We start from the raw sequence: 22,160 nt of genomic DNA, 5'->3' as shown, positions 1-22,160 counted from the left end.
GATTTATCCTTGTAGATTTTTCTCACTGCCTTAGGCTGTACACATCTGTGTTTTTGCCCCTGAATTAAAGGACTCTTTGAATGAAACTCTCTGTATTTACCTTATTGGTGCTGACTGCCGTATCATTTGGTGCGACCGCCACTTGTCAGATTGAAACTCCTGTTTCTGCTATTCAGGGCGAAACGAAACAAAGCCCGTTGCTGAACAAAACAGTCTCTACTTCCGGAGTAGTCACAGCTGTCTTGTATCCAGATAGCAAAGCAGCAGGGATGCTGCTGCAAAGCCTGACCCCAGATAACAATCCAAAAACCAGTGAGGCTTTGTTGATTGCCGATCAAGCTCTGGTACAAAAAGTAAAGCCGGGCCAACTTTTAGAAGTAAAAGGCAAGGTTGTTGAACTTAATGGCATGACAGCTTTGGTAGATGTATCAAGCTCGGTTTGTGGCCAACAAGCTGCGCCACAACCTGTCACAGCAAAAGTGCCTGTTCAGTCGAAGCAAGACTGGGAAGCGCTGGAAGGTCAGTATTTGTCTTTTCCACAGCAACTAGTGGTCAATGACACTTATGGCTTGTCCCGTTATGGCGAAGTGTTGTTAGCCGATAAAAGACTCTGGGTCGCGACTGAATTATACAGACCGGGCAAAACGGCTAATACGTTTGAACAACAACAGCGTTTAGCTGAGCTGATTTTGGACGATGGTATTTTTAAGCAAAACCCTGATCCTGTGATTTTTCCGGATGGCAACTTATCGGCCGGCAATACAGTGCGTGTGGGAGATACAGTACACAATCTGCAAGGCTACCTGATTGAAACTAAACAAGGCTATCGTTTAGTTGCAGCACAGGTGCCTGATTTTAAGGCCAGTAATGCCAGAGCTGAAGCGCCAAAAGCTAAAGCTGCGGATCATATCCGAGTCGCCAGTTTTAACGTGCTGAACTTTTTTACCGGTGAAACCGCAACTAACCCTTTCCCTACCCGTCGTGGTGCTACTGATGCCAATGAGCTCAAACGCCAGCAAGCCAAAATGATAGCGGCTTTATCCCGGATGGATGCTGATATCATCGGCTTGCTGGAAGTTGAAAATAATGGTTTTGATAAGCGCAGTGCTTTAGCCACTCTAGTGCGTGAGCTGAATAAAACTTTAGGTGAGGAGCGGTATGCTTTTGTTAAACCAGAGGCTTCACAAGGCAATGATGCGATTAAAGTGGCTATTATCTATAACCAGCAAAAAGTAACAGAAGCAGGCAAAGCGGCGGTGACAGCGCAAGGGCCTTTTGCTTATGGCTCACGTCCACCGCTCGCACAGAGCTTTCAAGCCAAAAACACTTCCACCACTTTTACGGTCAGCATCAATCATTTTAAATCCAAAGGCAGTTGCCCGGAACCACAGTCTGGCATTGTTGATAAAGCCAATGCTGATCATAACGATGGTCAGGGCTGCTGGAACCAATCCCGTGTTGAAGCGGCTAAAGCCTTAACGGCCTGGTTGCAGACTCAACCTACAGGGGTCAATACACCACATCAACTGGTGATAGGTGATTTAAATGCCTATCGTCAGGAGGATCCGATTTATACACTGGAACAGGCAGGTTGGGTGCATTTGGCACCAACCGGTGACGCGGGTCATTATTCTTATGTTTACAAGGGCCGCACAGGTTCTTTGGATCATGCCCTTGCCAGCAAAAACATGGCGAAACAACTGACTCAATTCCAGCACTGGGCTATCAATGCCGACGAGCCCGCCGTATTGGATTACAACACAGAGTTTAAATCAAAAGCTCAGCAACAAAGTTTGTATGCACCGGATCCATTCCGTTCATCAGATCATGACCCGGTGCTGATTGACTTTAAGTTTTAAACCTTACAGACAAAAGCCAACTGACTGCGCTCTTTATTGAGCGCAAAACGGCTGATTTCAGTGCCACAGTCTTTGGATAAATCCAACCATAAAGACCAGCCTTGGCTGCCTGATGACTGCCACTGATAAATTTTGCTGCCAGCAGACACCAGTAAAGTATCTGCCGACCACCAGACCAAATCCTGTCCCCCTGCCGGCAGCGCCAGTTCGGTTTGTGTTGTGGTTTTTGTTTTTACATCATAAAAACTTAAATACAGTTGCTGCTGTTTCACTTCAGTGAAAAACCCTTTCTGAGTACCAGGCTGCCAGCTTAAAGCCCGCCCTACGCCAGTCGCCAGCGTGGTCAGCTCTCCGTTTTTATCCAGATAGCGCACAGTGTGGTTGTTTTCTTGGTCGCCCAGAATAAACAACAACAGATCCTGATCAGGCCCCCAGGCATGATACCCCACCCCCTTAGGGTTGGCGTTGAGCACACTGGCGTTGCCCTGCCAGTCCACTTTCCATAATCGTTGTGTTTGGTCCGCTTCGACCACCACCACAGAAACACCTGAACCATCCGGCAATAAAGTCGGTGAGTATTCACTTAAGGCTGTTTTTGTGAGTAAATCCTGTGTTTTATCAGCGATATCATAACGGCCGATATCGGTTTGCACTGCTGTACCCAAACCTTGCTCCAGGGTAAAAAATAAGCTTTTTCCGTCCGTACTAAAAGCAGGCTGATTGATGTACGTTGTAGTGTTATTGATTTTCACGCTGTTAGACACAGACAAATCTTTCGATAAATCAGTCAGATATAAATTGTATTGCGGTAAGGCAGCGGCGACAGGCCACACCATAACAGCCAAAGCAACAGAGAGTAGTCGCACTTGATAGTCCTTGTCAGTTAATCAGCACCAGTGTTATGACGGTGCTTGCAGTCACCTTACTTTATCCTTTATGGTAGTCGGCTGACAATCAACACAGCCTGGCTTTTATGTCTCACAAAAATCCTATTATTGCGGTCACAGGTTCTTCAGGTGCAGGCACCACCACCACCATCAGCGCCTTTTCCCATATCTTTCGCAGTCTTGGTATAGACGCTGGTTTTGTTGCAGGAGATTGTTTTCACAAATACAGCCGACCAGAGATGGATCTGGAGATCCGTAAAGCCAAAGAACAAGGCAAACATATCAGCTACTTTGGCGCTGAAGCCAACGATTTCGCCGCTTTAGAAGCACTATTCGCCAGCTATGCCGAAACGGGCACCGGCAAAGTGCGGCAGTATTTACATACCTTCGATGAGGCCGTGCCTTATAACCAATTACCCGGCACCTTCACCCCATGGCAGGACTTGAGACCCAATACGGACTTATTGTTTTATGAGGGTTTACACGGCGGCGTAGTGACGGAACACAACAATGTAGCGCAGCATGTGGACTTGTTGATCGGCATGGTGCCTATAGTCAACTTAGAGTGGATCCAGAAAATCATCCGCGACACCTCTGAGCGGGGCCATAGTCGTGAGGCGGTGATGTCAAGCATAGTGCGCAGCATGGACGATTACGTGAATCAAATTACCCCGCAATTCTCCCGCACTCACATTAACTTCCAGCGGGTACCTACAGTGGATACTTCGAATCCATTCAGTGCGAAAGATATTCCGTCATTAGATGAAAGCTTTGTGGTGATCCGTTTTCGTGGTATCAAACATGTCGATTTCCCCTATTACCTGCAAATGATTAATGGCTCTTTTATGTCGCGGGTCAATACGCTGGTGGTGCCGGGAGGCAAAATGAATCTGGCAATGGAGTTGATTTTAACGCCACTGGTGGAGCAGTTGATGATTAAAAGGCGCCAGGCGAGGGGGCAGATTAACTGGCTAGAATAATTAGCCTTCGTACTTGAAGCTGCAGCTTTGTTGCCTGCAAGCTCTCGCCCCAGTAATTCTGAGAAAAACCGCCAGACATGACTGGCGAGTTCTCGGGTCAAACCAATTCCACATAGGCGAACTATGCTCCTGGGGTCTCACGCTCTTGTCGCCACCCTGCAACTCCAATTACTTTGGGTATGAAAGGGGCAAATCACATTTTTAAATGCTTATTCCATTTCCGGTAAATTGCGGCCGTAGAAAATTTCCCGCATTTCACGTTTTACTTTTTTGTTGATCACTTTACGTTGTGCCTCATCCAGTTCATCCACCCCGGTACCAAACAAGTAGTTGTTCAAATCGTATTCTTTGAGCATCATTTTGGTATGGAACAGGTTTTCCTGGTACACATTGACATCCACCATCTGGAAGGCATTTTTGGTCTGCTCATCCATGAAGTTCTGAATCGAGTGAATAGGATGGTCGATGTAATGCTTGACCCCATTGATATCCCGGGTAAAACCACGCACCCGGTAGTCTATCGTCACTATGTCTGACTCAAAGCTATGGATCAGGAAATTCAAGGCTTTGAGTGGAGAAATCAAACCACAGGTTGAGACTTCAATGTCAGCACGGAAAGTGCAAATACCGTCATGCGGATGCACCTCAGGGTAGGTGTGCACACAAATGTGGCTTTTATCTAAGTGAGCCACCACTGAATCTGGCAAAGGACCAGGATTTTCAGAGTTGTCCGGCGAACCCTCTATAGGCTCCTCGCAGACCAGAATAGTCACGCTGGCACCTTGTGGGTCGTAATCCTGCCGGGCAATATTTAAAACATTAGCGCCGATAATATCCACTACTTCGCTGAGGATATCGGTCAGACGGTCGGCATTGTATTGCTCATCGATGTAGGAAATATATTCCTGACGATGCTGCTCAGTCTGGGCATAACAAATATCGTAGATGCTGAAACTCAGGCTTTTGGTCAGGTTATTGAACCCATGCAGTCTTAGTTTTTCAAAAGGTTTTACCACGTTTTCTTACCTCACTAGTCGGCGCCAAAGTCCGGTATATACCCGTTGTCCTTGAAGCTGCGGCTTTGTTGACTAGGCCCTCTCGCCCCGGTCACGTAGGTTAACTATGCTCCCGGGTTTCGAAGCCTTGTTGCCTCAGCGCAACTTCACCTGTCTTGGGTATAGAACTACAGCACCTATGCAATCTTTATTCAGCCGCAGGCTGCACTTCGGATTGTTTCACACTAAACGAATGGGTCACTTCAACACTTTGTGACAACATGATGGACACTGAGCAGTACTTTTCCGCCGACAGATTCACCGCTTTTTCCACATGCTTTTCGCTGACATCAAAACCAGTCACGACAAAATGCAGATGAATTTTGCTAAAAACACGGGGAATAGTTTCTACACGCTCAGCCGTTAGAATCACTTCGCAATCCGTGACCTGCTGTCTGGCTTTTTGCAAAATACTGACCACATCCACAGACGAACAGGCCCCTGCTGCCATCAACACCATTTCCATAGGGCTGGGGGCTGCGCTACCTTCTTTATTGGCATCAAATACTACATTGTGGCCACTATCAGAACGGCCGATAAAAGTCTGATCACCGGCCCATTTTACGCTGGCTTGCATAGAAGATCCTGTTGTCCGCATTAAAGGTTGGCTATTTTACGGAAAACAGTCAGATGAGGCTAGCGAAGATTAATCCATCAAATCTGCGATGGCGTTATCAAACAAATTTTTAATCAGCAAAGATATTTCCTGGATAAGCTCAGTCTGCTGTGCCGTAGCAGGTTGTTCTAACACCGATGCAAGAACTTCCTGAAAATCATACAAAATACCATCGACTTCACGCACTATCATGCTGCGATGGTTCATCTCCAGCTCAGTGTGTTGAGTACAGAGCTGAATAATTTGTTCTGCGATGGACTCTTCCAGCACTTCCCCCAGAGTTTTAGCTCCGGCAATGATGGGACCACGTTGTTCGAACAACGACAAATGCTCCGTCAGGAACTGGATCAGATGCTCATAGCCGGGTTTATCAGTAACCATACAAAAAGGACACCTATAGTGCACAACGCAGAAATTCAACTCTCTGAGCATGGCACAAAAGCACAGACAAGTTGTAGTTAAGTGAGTGTCATTTAAGCAAATTTTGTTTCATAAAACAAATCGGGGCTATGCCCCGATTGAAATAAAACTAAAATACGCCTGTGATCCGGATCAGAAACTTAGTCCCGGTGATAACTGTTCTGGTAACTGTAACTGTTCCAGCTCCACGGAAGCGACAGGATAAGCACAATAATCCGCCGCATAATAAGCACTGGCTCTGTGATTACCACTGCCGCCTATACCACCAAAAGGCGCGGCTGAGCTGGCTCCGGTAATAGGCCGGTTCCAGTTGACAATACCAGCACGGATTTTGCGGAAGAACAACTGATACAAATCAGCATCATCCGACAACAACCCCGCAGATAAACCAAAACTGGTGGTATTGGCTGCTTTGATCGCATCATTGAAGTCAGCGAAACGGAAAACTTTTAGCAGCGGGCCAAAATGCTCTTCATCCGGCATATCCACGACCTTGCTGCAATCCAGAATACCAGGGCTTAACATCGCCGGGCTTTGCGGCTGTTGCTGCATGGTCAGCAGCACGCTGGCGCCACGTTCTATTAAATCCTGCTGGGCTTTGAGCATGCCTAAAGCGGCTTTTTCAGAAATCAAAGTGCCCATAAATGGCTGCTCTGCATCATCATACAGCCCTACTTTTAAGGCTTTAGTCACTTCAAGCAGACGTGCCAGTATCGCATCGCCTTCAGCCCCAACAGGTAAATACAAACGACGGGCACAAGTACAACGCTGACCGGCGGAGATAAAAGCCGACTGAATAATATCGTGCACAGCAGCATCAATATCGTTGACCTTTTGCACAATCAGAGGGTTATTTCCCCCCATTTCCAGCGCCAGAATTTTATGCGGCTGACCGGCAAACTGCTGATGTAAATAATGACCAGTGCCAGAACTACCGGTAAAAAATAATCCATCAATGCCCGGATGAGTTGCAATGGCTTTGCCTGTCTCCACCTCGCCTTGCAGCAAATTCAGTACCCCGGCAGGTAAACCGGCTTTTTGCCATAACTGCACTGTCAGTTCAGCGACTTTTGGCGTCAATTCACTGGGCTTAAATACCACTGTATTACCAGCCAACAAAGCTGGCACTATGTGTCCGTTGGGTAAATGTCCGGGGAAATTATAAGGCCCAAATACGGCCACAACTCCATGAGGCTTATGCCGTACCCAGGCCTTACCTTGTGGCATAGGATTTTCTTTCACCCCGGTTCGCTCCTGATAGGCCCGGGCAGAAATATCAATTTTACCAATCATAGCCGCGACTTCGGTACGGGTTTCCCACAAGGGTTTCCCTGTCTCTTCGGCAATACACAACGCGAGTTGCTCTTTGTGCTCAGTCAACTGGGTGGCAAAGGCACGGGCTATCTGTAAACGCTCGTCAAAACTTAACTCGCTCCAGTATTCAAAAGCCGCTCTGGCAGCCTCAATAGCACTGTTCACCTGAGCTGCGTCTGCACTCTGGCCTTGCCAAATCACCTGCTGTTTTGCCGGATTTAATGAACTAAATAAGCGCCCTGCACCTTGTTGCCATTGGCCATTGATCAATTGCACTGCTGATGTTGTCATTGTTGTTATCCGCTAAAAAATTAAATCCGTGCTAAACGCACCCAATCGCCATTACTGACCTGCAACAGTTCTGCACATTCAACAGGCAAGGTCACTATGTCACTATCCTCTTCTAACTGCAGATACAGCCAGGTGGCTCTAAAATCCTGCAATTTGGTGTTGGACACCATATAAGGCTGACCGGCACTGACAGGACCAATCTGAACTTGTAACCTGCGACTACTGCGCACGGTACGGATATGTTCCACCTTGGCTTCAACTGTTGGGCCTGCGTCAAAAATATCGACATAACCTGTGTTGGAAAAACCTTCCGATTGCAGCAAGGCTAAAGCGGGCCGGGTTTTTTCATGCACTTTACCAATCACAGCCTGCGCTTCTTTGCTAAGTAAACTGACGTATATCGGATACTTCGGCATCAGCTCAGCGATAAATACCTTCTGGCCTATACCAGTCAGATAATCTGCAGTCGGAAAATCAACCGAAAAGAAACTGTCCTGTAACCACTTCCAGAATGGCGAGTGACCATCCTCATCCGACACACCACGCATTTCAGCGATGACTCTGTCGGCAAAACGTGAGCGAAACTCGGCGATAAATAAAAAGCGGAATTTCGATAACAAACGACCATTATTTTTTTTGCGGCAGGATTCGCGTAAAAACAAAGTGCAAAGCTCAGAAACCCCAGTGTAATCATTACAAAGTGTCAGAATATCGACCGGGTTATAGACGCCAAGAGCACGGGAGGTATGCACCACTTTACCTAAATGGTAGTGATAAAACGCATCGTCCAGCCCTACCGCCGCTTCAATAGCACTGGTGCCGACCACAGCGCCGGTTTCGGGGTCTTCCAGCACAAACAGGTAACCCTCATCACCAGGTTTATCGACTTTTTTGGCAAAAGAAGCCTCAGAGCGGCTGATTTTACGCTGTAACAACTCATCATTGACGGGCAACGAAGTAAAGCCATGACCTGATTCGACAGCAATGTCGTACAGTTCCGGATAATCTTCGGCTCGGATTGGGCGAATGACCATCATAGTCGCTTACTCCAGTTAATTTGCTTCAGAGCGCCCGATCATGGCGGGCGCTTCATTTTTTGCTGTATTGTGGTTGTAGTCAGACAGTGCAGAAGGCCGCAGTTCAGCCTTGTTTCACTTGTGCTACGGCTTTTTCAAAACGCTTCATCCCTTCGATAATGTCTGCTTCAGGGATCACTAATGAAGGGGCAAAACGGATCACATCCGGACCTGCCACCAGAGCAAATAACCCCTGATCGGCAGAAGCCAGGAAAAAGTCGCGTGAACGGCCTTTAAACTGATCATTCAGTACGGCGCCAAGTAACATGCCCTGACCACGCACTGTGCTGAATACCTGATGTTTTTCATTGATGGCCGCCAGTTCGCGACGAAATAGTTTTTCCCGCTCCAGCACACCATCTAACACTTCAGGCTGGTTGATGGTATCCAAAGCAGCTTCAGCGACAGCACAAGCCAGTGGATTACCGCCATAAGTACTGCCGTGCGTCCCGACTTTTAAATGGCTGGCAATAGCAGTTGTGGTTAACATGGCTCCCACAGGGAAACCCCCACCTAAAGATTTAGCCGTTGTCAGAATGTCGGGCACTACATTAGTGTGCATATAGGCATAGAGTTTACCGGTACGGCCTACGCCGGATTGCACCTCATCGTAAATCATCAGAGCGTTAAACTGATTACACAGATCTCGCACGCCTTGCAGGAATGCCGCATCGCCCGGAATAATGCCACCTTCGCCCTGTAAAGGCTCCAGGATCACCGCACAGGTATTGTCTGACATCAGAGCTTTGAGGCTGTCGAGGTTGTTGTATTCAGCGTGATCTATGCCACCAGGTTTAGGGCCGAAACCATCGGAATACGCCGCCTGACCACCGACTGTGACCGTGAAAAAAGTACGGCCGTGGAAGCTTTTACCAAATGAGATAATTTGCTGTTTTTCTGAACCAAACTTATCCAACGCCCAACGCCGTGCCAGTTTTAATGCCGCTTCGTTGGCTTCAGCACCCGAGTTGGCAAAATAAACTTTTTCGGCAAAGGTACTGTCGACTAACTTTTGTGCCAGTCGTAGCGCCGGCTCGTTGGTCATCACATTGCTTAAGTGCCATAATTTATCCGCTTGCTCTTTTAAGGCGGACACTAAAGCCGGATGGCAATGCCCCAACGCATTGACCGCTATCCCGCCTGCAAAATCAACGTATTCACGCCCAGCTTGGTCCCAGACACGAGAGCCCTGACCACGGACCGGAATAATAGGTGCCGGTGCATAGTTTGGAACCATAACTTCATCAAAAAGTGCGCGGGTGACCTGAATATGTTCTGCCATTTTTTACCTCTGCTGCCATAAAAGTCCGCAGTTTAATCTGGCTGCTTTTTCAGCGGAAAAACGTCGGACGGAAATCGATACTTCATCGCATTATTACAGATAAAAAATGAAAAGTCTTGCGTTCAAAACGGCTAAAAGCCTTGATAAATAAGGCTTCCAGATAGTTTTGCATAGGATGTGAATAACTAGTTATTCGCCTAACTGAGGAAACAGCGCAGAAAAACCTCGAGCAACGAATGCCGCTGTTGATCTGCCCTGTTTTTTAGCGCAACAGAAGCACTGTTGAAAAAAACTGCATGTTTATTGATTAATTTTTTTTAAATTATTCAAAAGACAACTTTTTCAGGTCCAATCCGGCCAACATTTTGCGCATTTCATTGTGGATACCAGCATCATTTAAAGCTTTATTAGCCTCTTCCACGTCCAGACGCTGCTCCTGAATTAAAAACTTCACCTGCACATAGGTATCGGCCTGTTTCACCGCTCTGGTTAAATCCATGCAGCTACTCAATGCCGTCTGATCCGCGATCTGATCCAGAATAGCAGCCAGCGGCATACGTTTAAGCTGCCAGCGAGCAATCAGATCGGCACTGATGATACCGGCAAATTCTTCAATACTGCTGGATAAGAACCCCGCATCGGCATCCAGGGCCTCCAGAGCGTCCGTCAGTTCAGTATCACGGGCATCTCGGGCACGCAACAGTTCAGTACGTTTGACCTGAGCATAACTGCGCAGGTAGTTGCGGATCACCACCATATGGCCCATGGTCTGAAACATGGCCGCGCAAAAGGCAACAAAACCATTCAGACCTTGGGAATCCGCGATAGCTCGCGCCGCTATCGCTGTGGCTAAAGAGTAATCCCAGATCTTCACTTTAAACTGGACAAAAGGTTCAGTGGAATGCGGAATACAATGGCGAAACGCATACACAGGGACCAGTGACTGCAAGGCCTCCACGCCTAAAAAACGCAAGGCGGTTTTAATATCTTTCACCAGATTGCCTGAACTGGTTTTATTGCGGTAACGGGGCTGATTGACTAAACGCAGCACGTCCTCTTTTAACCAATCGACATTGCTGATCAGCGGGTCCAATTGGTTTAAGGTCACGGCTTTTGCACTCAACGCATCAAGTAAAGCCGGGAAATTAGGGCCTAAATCAAACAGGGAGCTACTGACCACTTCGATACTGCTCAAACGCTGCATCAATTCTTGTGCAACTTCGTCATGTAAATGGGCCTGGGTAAAATCGAGAAAAATCTTTTTTGCGTTTTCACCAGACTGCCGGGCTTCCAGAGCCTTCCGCTCTACTTCCAGCATCTGGCGATTGCCTGTGTCTTGTTGCTGGTTTTTTAAGTAACGCAAGCGCTTCTGATTCGGGTCAACGCCGATCAGATTATCTATAAACAATTGCTCCAGTGAGGAGGAAGACAAAGACATAACTACCCTTTACTCCTGTGTGTACACAGCTTATTTATCATTATTGTTCAGGCCTTTGCACAATGTCAGAAAATTCTGTAATAACTGATGTCCTTGCTCAGTTAAAATTGCCTCAGGATGAAATTGCACTCCATACAAGGGCAGCTTTTTATGCGACAACGCCATAATTTCCGCTTCATCTGATTCTGTCCAGGCTTCAATACTGAACTCATCCGGCAGCGATTCTTTTTGCACAACCAAAGAGTGGTAGCGAGTGACGCTTAACGGGTTATTCAAACCTGCGAATAAATCTCTTTGCTGATGCTTAATCAGGGAATTCTTGCCGTGCATCACAGTCTGAGCCCGCACGACTTTGGCACCGAACACCTGAGCTATCGCCTGATGCCCTAAGCACACGCCGAGAATTGGCATCCGTCCGGCGAAATGCTCAATAGCAGCCAGTGAAATACCGGCCTGATCAGGACTGCACGGGCCTGGTGATATCACCAGGCTGGAAGGCCGGATCGCTGCTATTTGCGTCAGGCTGATTTCATCATTACGACGCACCACAACCTGCTCACCCAACTCAGCAAAATACTGAACTAAATTGTAGGTAAAAGAATCGTAATTATCTATCAATAAAATCATAACAATCCGGCTTTTACAGCATTATTCCACGCAACTATCTGTCGCAACCTGACTAATGGACGTTGCAACAAGACCCACTGGTATTGAGGCCCTGCTCACAGCATTGAAGTATCAGCTCGGGGCAGAGGTACGACATCCATACCGCACTATCTTCAACTCCAACGGCGTTAGGCTGGTAAGACAAAACCTACGGCATCATAGACTTTTCCGAGGGTCACAGCCGCACGAGCTCTGGCCTCGGTTGCACCTTGTTTTAATACCTGCGCCATCAGAGTCTGATCCTGACGGATTTGATGGAATTTAGCCTGCACGGGCTCCAGTAAGGCAATAACAGCATCTGCCACATCAGTTTTTAAGTGGCCATACATTTTACCTTCATACTCAGCCACCAGACTGTCAATCGACTTGCCGGTCACACCGCTTAAAATACTCAGCAAATTGGCAACACCTGCTTTGTTTTCCAGATCATAAGCGACACGAGGTGGATCCTCAGAATCTGTCATGGCTTTTTTGAATTTTTTACTGATCATCTTTGGATCTTCCAGCAAACCGACAAAATTCCATGGATTCTCATCCGACTTGGACATTTTTTTCGTCGGTTCCTGCAAACTCATTACCCGGGCTGCGACAGTCGGGATATAAGGTTCTGGTACAGTAAAAATATCACCGTGTAACGCATTAAAACGATTGGCTATATCGCGAGCCAGCTCCAGATGTTGCTTCTGATCATGCCCCACCGGGATTTGATGCGCGTTATAGACCAGAATATCGGCGGCCATCAGCACAGGGTAAGTAAATAAACCGGCATTGACGTTATTGGCATGGCGCTCGGATTTGTCTTTAAATTGCGTCATACGGCTAAGTTCGCCGAACTGGGTGTAGCAATTTAAAATCCAGTTCAACTGACTATGCTCAGGCACATGCGACTGCATAAAAACACTGGAACGGTTCGGATCTATGCCACAGGCCAAATACAAGGCCAGACTGTCTAAAGAGGCATTGCGTAAAGCAACAGGATCCTGCCGAACAGTAATGGCATGCAAATCAACGATACAGTACAAACAGTCATAGTCATCCTGCATCTTGTCCCACTGCCGCAAAGCACCAAGATAATTACCAATGGTAAGCTGGCCTGAAGGCTGAGCACCACTTAAGACTATAGGTTTGGCCTTTGGTGCAATGGATTTTGACTCTGACATCTATCTTTCCTGTTCTAAACTAGAGATGGCATCTGGTAGCAGAGAAAAACACTCCAACACCAGATCCGGATTACTATGCGCTATCGGTTGGCCGTGATTATACCCGTAGCTCAGCGCAATAACAGGCATACCAGCAGCACGGGCGGCAAATATATCGTTTTCGGAATCTCCGACCAGCAAAATATCCGCCGTTGACACCCCTTGTTGTCTGGCCAGAGCTAACAGCATGTCAGGTTCAGGTTTGGCTTTAGCGACATCATCAGCACACCAGAGCGCGGAAAAAAAACGCGCGATCCCCATGTTTCGTAGCAAAGGAGCCGTAAATTGCCGGGGTTTATTGGTCACTACCGCCAAAGGATAACGCTGGCTTAAGCGGGCTAATACTTCAGGCACCTGATCAAACAGGCGGGTCGCTGCCCCATTCGTTTGCTGATAAAACTCAACAAATAGTTGCTGAGCCTGTTCAAACTCGCTGACATCATAGTGGTCCGGACAGAGCTCCCCAGTTAGTGCTCTTTGGATCAGCACAGCCATACCATTGCCCAGCCATTGCTGCACCTGAAGCAAGCTGACGTGCGCTTTGCCTAAGCTTGCCATCATTTGATTTAAAGCGGGCAAAATATCAGGCGCACTGTCTACTAAAGTGCCATCTAAATCAAAGGCTACCAAGTGAAATGGCCGCACTACTTCACTCCAGCCAGTTCAGCTCTCATCGCCTTGATCACCTGTTGGTAGTCGCTTTGGCTAAAAATAGCTGAGCCTGCGACAAAAGTATCAGCACCGGCTTCGGCTATCTCACGGATATTTTCAACTTTAACACCACCATCAATTTCCAGCCGAATAGGCAAGCCACTCTGATCGATAATGTGCCGGGCCTGTTGCAGCTTTTGTAAGGTCGCCGGAATAAAAGACTGACCGCCAAAACCCGGATTGACCGACATCAACAGCACTAAGTCTACTTTATCCAACACATAATCTAAGTAGGTGAGAGGTGTCGCCGGATTAAATACCAGACCGGCCTGACAGCCATGCTGGCGAATGAGCTGCAAAGTGCGATCGACATGCTTCGACGCTTCCGGATGAAAACTGATGATCGAAGCCCCGGCCGCTGCAAAAGCAGGGATCAGGCTGTCAACGTTTTCTACCATCAGATGCACATCCACCGGGGCAGTGATGCCATAACTGCGCAAAGCGCTGCAAATCATAGGACCAAAAGTTAAATTCGGTACATAGTGATTGTCCATCACATCAAAATGCACTACATCAGCTCCCGCCTGCAGAACACGGCTGACATCCTCGCCCAGACGGGCAAAATCTGCAGATAAAATTGACGGAGCTATCCAATTCGGTTGACGCATCTGATCTCCAAACACCAGTATGAGAAAGCAAAACCCAGACTTTACTGAATCATCAGAGAAAAATCATCTTTGCCACCAGTAGCTTATGCACAATAAACAGGCAATAACGCACCAACTTTGCACACAAATCATAAAACCCTGCGCCAATTTTTGTGTATCCACATGATTTAATTATAAATATTACGATGGCACAAAAAATGGACAGTAATAGCGGGAACTCATAGATAAGGGCAAATAAAATGACAAAAAAAGTAACACTGGGATCAAAAGCAACAGGTAAATCAATTCGCCGCAGCCTCATCGCATTATGTATTGCAGGCAGCAGTTTCGGTGTGGGTGCGGCCAGCCTGACTGGTAACGTCGCATTGACCTCTGATTATTTATTCCGTGGTATCTCGCAGACGGATGAAGGCCCGGCGGTGCAGGGTGGTTTTACATTAAGCGGTGAATCAGGTTTTTATTTGTCAACCTGGGGGTCAAATATCAAGTTCGGTGAAGGCAGTATGGAACTGGATATTTTAGCGGGCTGGACTGGCGCTCTGAATGATAGCTGGAATGTTGACGTTGGTGTGATGCAATACCGTTATCCAAAAGGCGACAACGCTGTTGATGAGTTTAACTTTTACGAAGGTTACGCCAAGTTTTTCTATGACAGCTGGACCTTAGGCGTGGCCTATTCACCTGATTATTTTGGCACTGGCGTCGACGACTATTACTACCTGTCAGCAGACTACAAATACAGTCTGGTAGAAAATATTGCCCTGGATTTACACTTTGGCTATAACGCTTTTGAAGACGAAGCAGAATTTGAAACCTTTTTGGCTGCAGGTCCTGTTGACAGCGATACCTACATTGACTGGAGCATTGGCTTTAGCACCGAAGTATTAGGCGCGGGCCTGTCTCTGAAATATGCCGATACAGATATTGATGGCTCGGCTGAATGTAATTTATGTGATGGCCGTGCTGTCCTGACTATCAGCAAAACCTTCTGATCCGGTGCAAGGGGCAAAGTGTCTGACTTTGTCCCTTTGGGTTGTCTGACTGCGTTGAATTTACATCAGCATAAAGTGACTTTTGTCACTACCCGGCTAAGTTATAAACTTGTAACTTGTTGTCAACTTGAGTATCATCCAGCACATAATTCAACCAGTTGAGGTTCGTATGAAGCAACTAGCAAATCGCAAAGTAGTGTCCGTTGTGGTCATTAGCTTGTGTCTTGGTATTTTTGCGCATCAACACACAGCCTCGACCACTGAGTTATGTCAGGCGGCTGTCCAGGCCGACCCAGCCAAACCTCTGGCTATCAGTTCCTTGTGCAAACCCTCTCAGCAAAGCTGGTTCAGTTGGTTACAAGGCAATAGCCGTTCAACTCAATTCCACTTTGTTGATTTACTTGAGCTGCTCAATCGTTTTGACCGCAGAGGTTAAAGATGGCGGAAGCTCCGGGCTTTAAGCAAGTTCTCAAAGCAGTGTTCGGAGCTATAGTTGGGGTTCAGTCTGAGCAACAACGTCAACAAGACTTTCAAACTACGGTGGTCTGGCCTTATTTGGTAGCCGGTATTTTTGCCGTTATTGTGTTTGTGGCTGTGTTATTGCTGCTCGTCAACTGGGTTGTGCCCGACTGAGCTGTGGTGGAATACAGCGCAAAAAGCTCAGCCACCTTGCCACGTGTTTCACCTTTTTGACTGATAGAGCGCCCAACCTGAATTGAAGTTAATTTGGCCTTCTCATACAACTTACGGGTTAACCTGGTGTCGTGATTACTGATCACAACACTGACTCCGCGGCTTTGGCAGCGCTCTGCCAAATTCGCCAGTTCGGCCTGATCATCCAAATCAAAACTATTTTTCGCATAGGACGTAAAGCTGGCCGTGCGGCTTAATGGCACATAAGGTGGGTCGCAATACACCACTGCAGGTGAGTTGACTTGCTGCATCAGCTCACTGTAATTCATACAGACGAACTTAGCTTTTTGCGCTTTTTCAGCAAAAAACCATAACTCCGCCTCTGGAAAATAAGGTTTTTTATAGCTGCCAAAAGGCACATTAAATTTGCCGCTGCTGTTATAACGGCACAAACCATTGTAGCCATGCCGGTTTAGGTACAAAAATAACAAGGAGCGCTGATAACTATCCGAACTTTGGTTAAAGGCATCCCGAAATGACAGATAACTGCTTTTTTGATTACTGCTGTGTACGAATAAACTTTGGGCATCAGCAATAAAATCAGCAGGTTTGGTCTGTAATAGCTGATACAAATTAATCAAATCAGCGTTGATGTCATTCAACAAATAGGATGGATAGTCCGTATTCAAAAACACCGAACCTGCGCCAACAAAGGGCTCCACCAGTAAGGGAGCCTGCGGCAACTGCCGGGCAATGGCGTCAACTAAATTGTATTTACCACCAGCCCATTTCAGGAAGGCTCTGGACTTTTTCAGCATAGATAAGCGACCTGCGAAATCTCTGGCTGTATCAGGTTAGTTCGCATTGGCTGACCGGATCTCTCGCTGAATATCGCTTAATGGCTTTACAAAAGGCGTTTGCTGCCGCAACTCCTCCGGCATAGATTTGACTTGCTGACGTGCGGCGGCCCCATTGACATAGGAGGCAGACACCACCACAAACTGCGTTTTGCCCTGCTGCTGACGTTTGTAAAGCTGTAGATTTAAACTCGAGTATTGCTGCAAAAACTTTTTCGCTGCAGCTTCCTGAGAAAACACCCCCAACTGTATCGCTACGGTATCAGGCAACATGCTCAATAACACGGCTGCATCATAGGGAGCAGAACCGTCAGAGGCTACAGTTTTGGCTGCAGGCTCAGCACTAATCTCGGCCGCATCGGCTGCCATTTCGGCTACCAGATCATTTTGCTCTGTAACCACTTCTGCTGCTTGTGGTTGCGAAGTAGTTTCCGCTTCTGGTTCGGTCACCACCGCTTCTTCACCTGCCGCAGGCAAGGCCGGGATCACGGGCTGTTCCCGCATAGGTTCAGATTCAATGGTCATAGTCGAGACAATTTGTTTCTGTGGCAGACCATTTTCGTCTTTCACCACTTCTTGCTGTACTGTCATGCTGGCTGCATCCGTGGTTCTCTCCATGGCCATCTGTGGCATTCCCTGCCCGCCTGCATCAGTGCGCACCGTATTGCTTTCAGTTGTAGCTGGACTGGCCGCTGCTGTTGCTGCAGGCAATTCAGGCTTAATCTCGACTGTAGGCTCAAACTGGCGATCTTGCTGCAGACGCTGTGCCGCAGTGGTCTCTGTTGAAGACGGATAATAAGGAACCATATCGTCGGCGATAGGCTGTCGGAACTGCTGCTCAGTCCATAACCAGAACATCACGACTGCAGCTATTAAACCAAAACCTATGCTTAATACCAAAAAAGGAGAGAAAAACTGGCCTGAAGCCTGTTTGGCAGACTTTTGTGGCTCACGCGAGCCTGCGCTGTAGTCGGTCCGTCTTTCTGTCTCTATCGAAAAAGACGGCGGCTCATCCACCTGATCTGTCGCCCGCAAGCCTAATGGATTGTCTCTGCTGTTTAAGTCAAAAGCTGGTTCTGCCTTACTGGCAACAAATACAGGGGCGCTGATCTCTTCACGTGCTGAAAATGCTAATGGTGAAGCTGAGCTTTCTACCTGAGCTTTGGAAACAGCAGGCGCTTTACGGGGCGCGGCGGCATTGAGTCCATGCAGTAACAAATGCAAGTCACCGGCACAGTCTTCGATACGCTCCCGTTGTTCACGACCCGCTAAATGGTAAGGCGCAAGCAGTTCAGCCGCCTCGTCTTCAGTAAAAGCAGGAATATTCATCGCCAGACGAATGTCCGTTTTTGCTTTTAAACAACTGACAAAAACACTGACAGGCAATTGTTGGATCAACTGCCAACTGGTTTCGTTCAGTTGATCGGCATCGTCAATCAAGAGCAGGTAGTGTTCAACTTTATTTAACTGCGCGACAAAGTCAGGCAAGGTGCGAGGCATAGCGGTTGCACCAATCCATTGCTGCTGCAGCACTTTGAGTATATCGACCGGAGCCAGACTGCTATCAGCCTGTACCAGGGCTACATTAAACTGCTCAGAGCAAATTTCAGCTAACGTCAGGATCAGGGTGGATTTTCCACTGCCACTGGAACCGACCAATTGCAAACGATCCGGCTGATTAAACTCCAACTGCAACAACAAGCGTTGCAGTAACTGACGCTGAGAGGCTAAAAGACCTGAATACTGGGTTAAACGCTGTTGCAGAGCTTGTTTACTCATATGCTAAAGAGAGCCATTAGTTCTTGTTCGGTCACATCATCGACTATTGCACTTTGTCCCAACGCCGTAGGAACAATAAAACGCATTTTGCCGGCCTGTACTTTTTTGTCTGTTTTCATGTAGGGCATAAAGTCTGCAATGCTCATCTGTGCTGGCGGAGCCACAGGTAAACCAAAAGCAGACAATAAATCAATAATACGCTGTAATTCTTCTGTGTTGACGGCGCCGCGACTGACCGCCAATTGGGTAGCCATCACCATGCCCACAGCAACAGCCTCACCGTGCAGCCAGTGGCCATAGCCTAAAAAGGCTTCAATCGCATGACCAAAGGTGTGGCCTAAATTTAATAAAGCACGCTCACCCTGCTCAGTTTCATCGCGGCTGACAATATCGGCTTTCATCTGACAACAATGCCGGATCATGTCGCCTAACACTTCAGGTTGCTGCGCGCGGATAGCCTGCTGATTCTGCTCCAGCCAGTGAAAAAAGGCCAGGTCGCTGATCAGTGCATACTTAATCACTTCTGCCATGCCTGCCGCGAATTCGGAAGATGGTAGCGAACTTAATACTGACGTATTGATCAGCACCAGATCCGGCTGCTTAAAAGCACCAATCATATTTTTACCCAGCGGATGGTTCACCGCTGTTTTGCCACCGACGGAAGAATCCACCTGAGATAACAAAGTGGTTGGGATTTGGATAAAACGTACACCACGCTGATAACAGGCTGCGACGAAACCTGTCAGATCACCAATAACACCGCCACCTAAAGCAACCAATAACACATCACGGTTGATTTTATGCTCAAGTAAAAAGGACATCACCTGTTCAAAAGACTGCAGGGTTTTGTAGGCTTCGCCATCGGGTAAGATAAAAGAGTGCACTGCAGAGTCAGGAAACAACGCAGTAACGGCAGGTAAATACAGCTCTGCAACGACTGGATTAGAGACAATCACCACCTGACGGGCTTTGGGTAAAAACTCCGTCAGAGGCTGACTGAATAACTGGGGACTGATCAGGATAGGGTAGCTGCGCTCTCCAAGTTGTACTGCAACTTTTTGCATCCACAGCTCTCCTTATATCCCTGAAAAGTTATCTCAAACTAGAAACCAAGTTGTTCGACGATTTGATTCGCCACTGAACGGGCGCTTTGCTCGTCAGTACGCACAGTGAAGTCAGCGATTTCTTCATACAGAGGGTTACGCTCAGCGGCCAGACGTTCCAGCACCTCTTTTGGCGCTTCTTCGGTTTGTAACAACGGACGTCTTTTGTCCCGTTGGGTCCGGGCCACTTGTTTCTCTATAGGAGTTTCTAAATAAACTACTATGCCACGTGCGGATAAACGGTTACGGGTTTCTTTGCTCAGCACTGAGCCACCGCCCGTCGCTAATACGATGCCTTGTAATTCTGTTAAGTCCGAGATCACGTTTTCTTCACGAACACGGAATCCCTCTTCGCCTTCCAGATCAAAAACCCAGGCTATATCTGCACCAGTGCGGCGTTCAATTTCCTGATCTGAGTCGTAGAATTCGAGATGAAGCATGTCTGCTAAATGACGGCCAATTGTACTTTTGCCTGCACCCATTGGGCCTACCAGGAAGATATTGCGTTTTTCTGCCATAGTTCGTAATGCTGCTGCGCTAACTTAGAAGGTTAATTTCAGGACCCGAAAGCTCCCACGGAAATTTGAAGCGGTGAATTATGTCAGCAATCCGCTTGGCTTGGCAAGCGAATTTTCTGCCGGAGCCAGCGTCAGCTCCGGCCTCGCTTTTATTCGGGTTACAAGCTCTCCGTCAGAATTTTTGGTGTAACAAAAATCAGTAATTCGGTTTTCTCATTAAAATCATTACGCCGCTTAAACAAATTGCCTAAGTACGGAATATCACCAAAAACCGGTACTTTTGAGGTGGTATTGGTCATCTGCTGCTGATAGATACCGCCCAAGACCACAGTAGCGCCATTATCGACCAGTACCTGGGTCTGAATACGTTGTGTATCAATGGCCTGAGCAGGACCATTGCCGGTCGAGACTGTCTCCCCCCGGGTATCCTGAGTGATCTCCAAATCCAGAATAATTTTATTATCCGGTGTAATTTGCGGAGTGACCTCCAGGCTCAGTACGGCCTTTTTAAAAGTCACTGTGGTAGCGCCACTGCTGGATGCTTCCAAATAAGGGATTTCAGTACCCTGCTCTATCCGGGCCTTTTTCTGATTGGCCGTGGTGATACGCGGGCTGGCAATAATTTCACCTTTATTTTCTTGCTCCAAAGCCGACAGTTCCAAATCCAGCAAAGTACCATCGGCAAATTTAGTCACATGAAAAGCGATACTGCCCGCCGGATTCGCCACAGGTAAATTGACATTCCAGCGGTCATCCAAGGCTGGCACTGTGCCACCAGCCAGGTCATTAGCGCCGGGTGCTGTGCCGGACCAGGCTCTGTCATTTTGCTGATCACTAAAGCCCCAACGTAAACCAATTTCATCCCGCACGTTGTCTTTGACCGTCACCATACGAGACTCAATTAACACCTGTTTTACCGGCACGTCCAGTCTTCTGAGTAACCGACGCACATTTTCAATAGTGGTCGCGGTATCTTTCACCAGTAAAGTATTGGTTCTGTCATCCACCGCGACATTGCCACGAGCCGATAATAAAGTCGCTTCTTTGTTGTTCAGTAAGGTTGCTATATCCGCCGCTTTGGCATAATTAATGGGCAAAAATTCGGAAATCAGAGGTTCTAGCTGCTCTACCTGCTGCTGCGCCTGTAACTCTTTGGCTTCCCGTGCAGCCAGTTCGTCGGACGGGGCTATCATCAGAATATTGCCATCCATACGTTTGTCCAGACCCCGTACTTTCAGCACTATATCCAGCGCCTGATCCCATGGCGTACCATCGAGGCGTAGCGTGATATTGCCTGTGACCGAATCACTGGTCACCAGATTAAATCCGTTATAATCCGCAATAATTTGCAGCACAGTACGAACTGGAATATCCTGAAAATTCAAAGAAATAGCACGCCCCACATATTGGCCGGCCGCCACGGAAGCAGTTTGCTCTGCAGATTTCTTCTGCACCACCAACTGAAACACCTCATCAATTTGCTGGTAGCTGTAACTAAAAGCAGCAAGGGTTTGAATCACTAACCTGGCTTTGTTGCCTTCACGGAAGGTTTCAATACCCTTCACCACAGTGGCAAAATCCAGTACGTCCAGTTGATACAATAACTCATCACTGATCTTGGTATCATGGAAATCCAACTGAATTTGACCGTTTTGCTCCACCACATCCACTGCCGCTGCGTTTTGCTGCAAAAACACCAGAACCTTGGCTTCGCCCAGTTCACCACGGCGAAAATCTATTGAATTAATTTCATTAATAAAAGCCGTGCTACCCTGCTCTGCCGAGACAAAAGAGCTGATAAGCAGGCCACAAAGCACTATGGCTTGACTAATGCGGAGGAGCCTGGAGCTTGTTTTAATTTTTCTCATAATTCAGG

22 protein-coding genes are annotated in these 22,160 nt (G+C 47.5%); 5 read left to right on the top strand and 17 right to left on the bottom strand.

The genetic code is table 11. The features are described 5' to 3' along the window. Positions 1-80: 80 nt before the first annotated feature. A complete protein-coding gene (locus SD53_RS02405; RefSeq protein WP_046518628.1) occupies positions 81-1,859 on the top strand; it encodes an ExeM/NucH family extracellular endonuclease in 1,779 nt (592 codons plus the stop codon). Here SD53_RS02405 and SD53_RS02400 read toward each other — a convergent pair. Continuing rightward, on the bottom strand, positions 1,856-2,725 hold the full coding sequence (locus SD53_RS02400; protein WP_125060853.1) for a TolB-like translocation protein: 870 nt from the start codon (positions 2,723-2,725) through the stop codon (positions 1,856-1,858). The genes SD53_RS02405 and SD53_RS02400 overlap by 4 nt on opposite strands. A 107-nt stretch (positions 2,726-2,832) precedes the next feature. On the opposite strand from SD53_RS02400, the gene SD53_RS02395 reads away from it, so the two are divergent. Beyond that, the gene (locus SD53_RS02395; RefSeq protein ID WP_046518626.1) at positions 2,833-3,726 is read left to right on the top strand and encodes a phosphoribulokinase; all 894 of its coding nucleotides are present in this window, start codon (positions 2,833-2,835) and stop codon (positions 3,724-3,726) included. 209 nt (positions 3,727-3,935) lie between these two features. Here SD53_RS02395 and speD read toward each other — a convergent pair whose 3' ends face one another. The 11 genes from speD to rpe all read right to left on the bottom strand — a co-directional run bounded on the left by speD (position 3,936) and on the right by rpe (position 14,402). Then, positions 3,936-4,742, bottom strand: coding sequence for an adenosylmethionine decarboxylase (speD, locus tag SD53_RS02390; RefSeq protein WP_046518625.1), 807 nt, complete (start codon positions 4,740-4,742; stop codon positions 3,936-3,938). A 187-nt stretch (positions 4,743-4,929) separates the two neighbouring features. Beyond that, positions 4,930-5,358: an OsmC family protein gene (locus SD53_RS02385; RefSeq protein WP_046518624.1), complete on the bottom strand. Its 429-nt coding sequence runs from the start codon at positions 5,356-5,358 to the stop codon at positions 4,930-4,932. A 69-nt stretch (positions 5,359-5,427) separates the two neighbouring features. Further along, positions 5,428-5,778 (bottom strand): DUF3802 family protein, encoded by a 351-nt coding sequence (locus tag SD53_RS02380; RefSeq protein WP_046518623.1) that lies wholly within the window; start codon positions 5,776-5,778, stop codon positions 5,428-5,430. 171 nt (positions 5,779-5,949) lie between these two features. Beyond that, positions 5,950-7,422 (bottom strand): succinylglutamate-semialdehyde dehydrogenase, encoded by a 1,473-nt coding sequence (gene astD, locus SD53_RS02375; RefSeq protein ID WP_046518622.1) that lies wholly within the window; start codon positions 7,420-7,422, stop codon positions 5,950-5,952. Positions 7,423-7,442: 20 nt separating this feature from the next. Then, entirely contained in the window at positions 7,443-8,459 is a 1,017-nt protein-coding gene (gene astA, locus SD53_RS02370) for an arginine N-succinyltransferase (RefSeq protein ID WP_046518621.1), read from the bottom strand. Positions 8,460-8,562: 103 nt separating this feature from the next. Then, complete coding sequence (locus SD53_RS02365; protein WP_046518620.1) at positions 8,563-9,780, bottom strand: aspartate aminotransferase family protein; 1,218 nt, start codon at positions 9,778-9,780, stop codon at positions 8,563-8,565. 322 nt (positions 9,781-10,102) lie between these two features. Further along, a complete protein-coding gene (locus SD53_RS02360) occupies positions 10,103-11,218 on the bottom strand; it encodes an HDOD domain-containing protein (RefSeq protein ID WP_046518619.1) in 1,116 nt (371 codons plus the stop codon). A gap of 30 nt (positions 11,219-11,248) precedes the next feature. Next, the gene (locus tag SD53_RS02355; protein WP_173425679.1) at positions 11,249-11,845 is read right to left on the bottom strand and encodes an anthranilate synthase component II; all 597 of its coding nucleotides are present in this window, start codon (positions 11,843-11,845) and stop codon (positions 11,249-11,251) included. 167 nt (positions 11,846-12,012) lie between these two features. Beyond that, a complete protein-coding gene (trpS, locus tag SD53_RS02350; RefSeq protein WP_046518617.1) occupies positions 12,013-13,044 on the bottom strand; it encodes a tryptophan--tRNA ligase in 1,032 nt (343 codons plus the stop codon). Then, positions 13,045-13,728 (bottom strand): phosphoglycolate phosphatase, encoded by a 684-nt coding sequence (locus tag SD53_RS02345; RefSeq protein WP_046518616.1) that lies wholly within the window; start codon positions 13,726-13,728, stop codon positions 13,045-13,047. Then, positions 13,728-14,402, bottom strand: a complete 675-nt coding sequence (rpe, locus tag SD53_RS02340) for a ribulose-phosphate 3-epimerase (RefSeq protein ID WP_046518615.1) — start codon at positions 14,400-14,402, stop codon at positions 13,728-13,730. The genes SD53_RS02345 and rpe overlap by 1 nt, the downstream gene beginning before the upstream one ends. A 239-nt stretch (positions 14,403-14,641) precedes the next feature. Here rpe and SD53_RS02335 point away from each other — a divergent pair, with 239 nt between their 5' ends. The 3 genes from SD53_RS02335 (at position 14,642) to SD53_RS18990 (ending at position 16,027) form a co-directional block, all read left to right on the top strand. Beyond that, complete coding sequence (locus SD53_RS02335) at positions 14,642-15,394, top strand: TorF family putative porin (protein ID WP_046518614.1); 753 nt, start codon at positions 14,642-14,644, stop codon at positions 15,392-15,394. A 169-nt stretch (positions 15,395-15,563) separates the two neighbouring features. Next, the gene (locus SD53_RS02330; RefSeq protein ID WP_046518613.1) at positions 15,564-15,830 is read left to right on the top strand and encodes a hypothetical protein; all 267 of its coding nucleotides are present in this window, start codon (positions 15,564-15,566) and stop codon (positions 15,828-15,830) included. Positions 15,831-15,832: 2 nt separating this feature from the next. After that, positions 15,833-16,027 carry a DUF2970 domain-containing protein gene (locus SD53_RS18990; protein WP_082101752.1) on the top strand — a complete coding sequence of 65 codons (195 nt, stop codon included), beginning with the start codon at positions 15,833-15,835 and terminating at the stop codon, positions 16,025-16,027. Here the strand turns inward: SD53_RS18990 and SD53_RS02325 are convergent. The 5 genes from SD53_RS02325 to SD53_RS02305 form a co-directional block, all read right to left on the bottom strand. Further along, positions 15,946-16,845, bottom strand: a complete 900-nt coding sequence (locus SD53_RS02325; RefSeq protein ID WP_046518612.1) for a Dam family site-specific DNA-(adenine-N6)-methyltransferase — start codon at positions 16,843-16,845, stop codon at positions 15,946-15,948. The genes SD53_RS18990 and SD53_RS02325 overlap by 82 nt on opposite strands. A 36-nt stretch (positions 16,846-16,881) precedes the next feature. Beyond that, positions 16,882-18,663: an SPOR domain-containing protein gene (locus SD53_RS17895; RefSeq protein WP_052749220.1), complete on the bottom strand. Its 1,782-nt coding sequence runs from the start codon at positions 18,661-18,663 to the stop codon at positions 16,882-16,884. Then, complete coding sequence (gene aroB / locus SD53_RS02315) at positions 18,660-19,727, bottom strand: 3-dehydroquinate synthase (RefSeq protein ID WP_046518611.1); 1,068 nt, start codon at positions 19,725-19,727, stop codon at positions 18,660-18,662. The genes SD53_RS17895 and aroB overlap by 4 nt, the downstream gene beginning before the upstream one ends. A 38-nt stretch (positions 19,728-19,765) precedes the next feature. Continuing rightward, on the bottom strand, positions 19,766-20,284 hold the full coding sequence (gene aroK / locus SD53_RS02310; RefSeq protein WP_008900467.1) for a shikimate kinase AroK: 519 nt from the start codon (positions 20,282-20,284) through the stop codon (positions 19,766-19,768). 158 nt (positions 20,285-20,442) lie between these two features. After that, complete coding sequence (locus tag SD53_RS02305) at positions 20,443-22,152, bottom strand: type IV pilus secretin PilQ (RefSeq protein ID WP_241481740.1); 1,710 nt, start codon at positions 22,150-22,152, stop codon at positions 20,443-20,445. Positions 22,153-22,160 lie beyond the last annotated feature (8 nt).

It is taken from the genome of Rheinheimera mesophila (assembly GCF_000986865.1).
GTDB classification, from domain to species: domain Bacteria; phylum Pseudomonadota; class Gammaproteobacteria; order Enterobacterales; family Alteromonadaceae; genus Pararheinheimera; species Pararheinheimera mesophila.
The sequence above is the reverse complement of the archived record's forward strand: the minus strand, read 5'-3'. Positions and strand labels throughout refer to the sequence as shown.

Coding starts and splice junctions, on each gene's coding strand:
- SD53_RS02405 (WP_046518628.1), top strand. CDS start 81: ATGAAACTCTCTGTATTTACCTTATTGGTGCTGACTGCCGTATCATTT.
- SD53_RS02395 (WP_046518626.1), top strand. CDS start 2,833: ATGTCTCACAAAAATCCTATTATTGCGGTCACAGGTTCTTCAGGTGCA.
- SD53_RS02385 (WP_046518624.1), bottom strand. CDS start 5,358: ATGCAAGCCAGCGTAAAATGGGCCGGTGATCAGACTTTTATCGGCCGT.
- SD53_RS02380 (WP_046518623.1), bottom strand. CDS start 5,778: ATGGTTACTGATAAACCCGGCTATGAGCATCTGATCCAGTTCCTGACG.
- astD (WP_046518622.1), bottom strand. CDS start 7,422: ATGACAACATCAGCAGTGCAATTGATCAATGGCCAATGGCAACAAGGT.
- astA (WP_046518621.1), bottom strand. CDS start 8,459: ATGATGGTCATTCGCCCAATCCGAGCCGAAGATTATCCGGAACTGTAC.
- SD53_RS02365 (WP_046518620.1), bottom strand. CDS start 9,780: ATGGCAGAACATATTCAGGTCACCCGCGCACTTTTTGATGAAGTTATG.
- SD53_RS02360 (WP_046518619.1), bottom strand. CDS start 11,218: ATGTCTTTGTCTTCCTCCTCACTGGAGCAATTGTTTATAGATAATCTG.
- SD53_RS02355 (WP_173425679.1), bottom strand. CDS start 11,845: ATGATTTTATTGATAGATAATTACGATTCTTTTACCTACAATTTAGTT.
- trpS (WP_046518617.1), bottom strand. CDS start 13,044: ATGTCAGAGTCAAAATCCATTGCACCAAAGGCCAAACCTATAGTCTTA.
- rpe (WP_046518615.1), bottom strand. CDS start 14,402: ATGCGTCAACCGAATTGGATAGCTCCGTCAATTTTATCTGCAGATTTT.
- SD53_RS02335 (WP_046518614.1), top strand. CDS start 14,642: ATGACAAAAAAAGTAACACTGGGATCAAAAGCAACAGGTAAATCAATT.
- SD53_RS02330 (WP_046518613.1), top strand. CDS start 15,564: ATGAAGCAACTAGCAAATCGCAAAGTAGTGTCCGTTGTGGTCATTAGC.
- SD53_RS18990 (WP_082101752.1), top strand. CDS start 15,833: ATGGCGGAAGCTCCGGGCTTTAAGCAAGTTCTCAAAGCAGTGTTCGGA.
- SD53_RS02325 (WP_046518612.1), bottom strand. CDS start 16,845: ATGCTGAAAAAGTCCAGAGCCTTCCTGAAATGGGCTGGTGGTAAATAC.
- SD53_RS17895 (WP_052749220.1), bottom strand. CDS start 18,663: ATGAGTAAACAAGCTCTGCAACAGCGTTTAACCCAGTATTCAGGTCTT.
- aroB (WP_046518611.1), bottom strand. CDS start 19,727: ATGCAAAAAGTTGCAGTACAACTTGGAGAGCGCAGCTACCCTATCCTG.
- aroK (WP_008900467.1), bottom strand. CDS start 20,284: ATGGCAGAAAAACGCAATATCTTCCTGGTAGGCCCAATGGGTGCAGGC.
- SD53_RS02305 (WP_241481740.1), bottom strand. CDS start 22,152: ATGAGAAAAATTAAAACAAGCTCCAGGCTCCTCCGCATTAGTCAAGCC.